Source organism: Fulvivirga aurantia (assembly GCF_009711475.1).
Lineage (GTDB): Bacteria > Bacteroidota > Bacteroidia > Cytophagales > Cyclobacteriaceae > Fulvivirga > Fulvivirga aurantia.
In genome coordinates this window covers 1-2,712 of the sequence record NZ_SMMD01000435.1, presented here as the reverse complement: position 1 = coordinate 2,712, position 2,712 = coordinate 1, and the positions used below count along the sequence as shown (strand labels likewise).

The window sequence follows — 2,712 nt, the reverse complement described above, 5'->3', positions numbered from 1 at the left end:
TCTACGGTTTCTCGTGTGGCCAACAGCAAATCCATACAAACCGATTTCGGTATTTTCCCTTTAAAATATTTCTTTTCAGAAGGTATTGCCACCGACTCTGGTGAAGACGTGAGTAGCCGTGAGGTGAAAAATGAATTGCGTAGAGCGATAGACGAAGAGGATAAGAAAAAACCTTTGTCGGATGATAAGCTTGAAAAGATACTTAAAGGCAAAGGCTATAATATCGCGAGAAGAACAGTGGCCAAGTACAGAGAGCAGCTCAACATTCCTGTTGCTCGTCTAAGAAAAGAGATGTAGTGAACAAGAGTCTCGCTAATATCCTTTCTTACCTATTTCATCCATTATTGATGGCTACCTATTTAGTCATCATAATGTTTGTTTTTACCCCTACACTGTTGCAGCCAGTAAGTAGCGAAAATTTTATACCTGTACTTACAGTCATATTTCTACTTACTTTTATGGTGCCTATCATTAGTGTAATGATGCTTAAACTCACAAAAAGTATTTCAAGTATGAAACTTGAGGTGAGGGAAGAGCGCGTCATGCCATTCTTTTTTATAGCGGTTTATTATGGGCTAACTACTTATATGTTTGCTTATAAAATTCGTATGAGTGATGTGCTCGTGGTTTCTTTTGCTGCCATGTCTGTAGTCATATTAGTGGTCGCTTTGGCAAGTATAAAATACAAAATAAGTGCTCATGCCGCTGGAGCCTGGGGTGTTGCAGGTCTACTCATGGCTATGCATTTAAAATTTCCTGGGAGTTACCTCATGTGGCCGCTTGCAGGATGTTTTTTGTTGGCAGGTGCCATCAGCTCAGCGCGTTTGGCTTTAAATAGCCACAGTCCTGGAGAGGTTGCATATGGTGCTTTTGTGGGCTTTGCGATAAGTTTTATTTCAATTTATATTTTTACATAAAATAAAGAATAACCAAAAAGTCATGTTTGAATTTTTGAAATACGAAAATAAGGATGGTGTTGGAACCATTGTTTTGAATAGACCTGAAGTGTATAATGCACTTAACGATGGCATCACCTACGAACTGCAAGACGTTTTTAAGCAAATTGCTAAAGACGATTCAGTTAGGGTAGTAGTACTTACCGGGGAGGGCAAGGCATTTTGTTCAGGTCAGGATCTTAAGGCTTCTTCAGGTCAGGAAAAACGATCTTTTATAGATTCACTACACAAAAGATATAACCCTATTATCAGAGCTATCAGAAAGCTTCCAAAACCGGTAATCTGTAGGCTGAATGGTGTGGCAGCAGGCGCTGGGTGCTCATTGGCCTTAGCTTGTGACTTAATTGTGGCTGCAGAAGAAGCTATGATGACTGAGGTATTTGTAAATATCGGACTGGTACTCGATTCTGGCTCAAGTTATTTTTTACCGCGCCTTGTGGGTAGTGCCAAAGCTTTTGAGTTGAGTACAATGGGTACGCGAATAAAAGGTAAGGAAGCGCTAGAACTAGGCTTGGTAAATAAAGCTGTACCGCTGGCTGAGCTCGATGAGGCAGTGAAAACCTATATCGATTACTACGCTAAGGCGCCTACCAAGGCCATTGGTTTGATGAAGAAAATGCTCAACAAAGCAGGCAACGCTTCTCTTGATGATATGCTGGATTATGAAGCCTACTGCCAAGAGATTGCCGGAAGCTCAAATGATTATAAAGAGGGTGTAAATGCTTTCTTAGAAAAAAGGAAAGCAGAATTTAAAGGAAATTAATCCTCATAAAAATCATAAAAAAGGCCATCCCGATTATCGGGATGGCCTTTTTTACTATGTTTCTGTTTCTTCTTAAAAACCAGTAAAAGATAAGCCGATAGTGATATTGGATGTATCTTCAGTGCCTGTTGGGCTTCTTCCGTCAAATAACTCAGATAGGCTTTGGTAATAGAACACATTAAAGCCCCCAACACCGACACGACCAGTTACACCATATCTAAATCTATTGAGTTCGAAGCTGCTTTTATCCTTTACTTTGATGTTCTCTCCGTCTTGCTCAAACTTCAGTTTGCTGTGTGAGCTAAACCTCATGCCAAACTTAGCACCAATACCTGCCTTGAAACTTCTTTTTCTATCGTCAGGATTAGCGTAGAACCTGAACTCTAGAGGAATGTCAAAGTAATTAGTAATCAACATCGATTTTTTAACATCTACACTGTCCGTGGCAGCAAATGCATCTTGAATTCTCGATACGATCTGACCATTATTATTTTCAAATTGATTGATGGTAGAGTTATCATTATCGAATTTGTATCTGTCGAGACCTACTCCAAATCCTGGTAATACATAAAACTTCGAATTGCCTAGCCTTACATCATAGAAGTAATACATATTCAATGTTCTCGAGCCGATGATAGACATATCCATTGATTCGGGAGCATCTTGAAGTACGTTCCAGCCAAGTTCTATAAGAAAGGTGCCAGGTACATTAGGTCTCCCTTTTCTCTCTCCCATGGTGGTAGTATTGTCTGTAGTAGTCTGTGCATACGATGAGACTGATGATGCAACTGCAGAAAATATAAGTAGTGCTATTGAAAGTTTCTTCATGTTAATAGTAACCTCGGTTTTTCTTTTTTATTGTGAGGCACCAAAGATAAGGTTTTTTAAAAAAGTATCTTTTTTTGAAGAAATTAATTGCTACTTTTGCACCTGCTGAAACGAAAAGCGTTTCAGCTATTGATAATGGCCTCCTAGCTCATCCCGATAGCTATC

The 2,712-nt window shown here is 39.4% G+C and carries 4 protein-coding genes; 3 read left to right on the top strand and 1 reads right to left on the bottom strand.

The features are described 5' to 3' along the window. The 3 genes from E1176_RS02730 to E1176_RS02720 form a co-directional block, all read left to right on the top strand. The coding region (locus E1176_RS02730; protein WP_484494454.1) for an RNA polymerase factor sigma-54 at nucleotides 1-297 on the top strand (297 nt) is incomplete at its 5' end. After that, a complete protein-coding gene (locus E1176_RS02725; RefSeq protein WP_155209045.1) occupies nucleotides 297-917 on the top strand; it encodes a hypothetical protein in 621 nt (206 codons plus the stop codon). The genes E1176_RS02730 and E1176_RS02725, both read left to right, overlap by 1 nt. A gap of 22 nt (nucleotides 918-939) precedes the next feature. Continuing rightward, complete coding sequence (locus E1176_RS02720) at nucleotides 940-1,719, top strand: enoyl-CoA hydratase/isomerase family protein (RefSeq protein ID WP_155209044.1); 780 nt, start codon at nucleotides 940-942, stop codon at nucleotides 1,717-1,719. Between the two features lie 72 nt (nucleotides 1,720-1,791). On the opposite strand, the gene E1176_RS02715 is transcribed toward E1176_RS02720, so the two are convergent. Continuing rightward, on the bottom strand, nucleotides 1,792-2,547 hold the full coding sequence (locus tag E1176_RS02715) for an outer membrane beta-barrel protein (RefSeq protein ID WP_155209043.1): 756 nt from the start codon (nucleotides 2,545-2,547) through the stop codon (nucleotides 1,792-1,794). Nucleotides 2,548-2,712 lie beyond the last annotated feature (165 nt).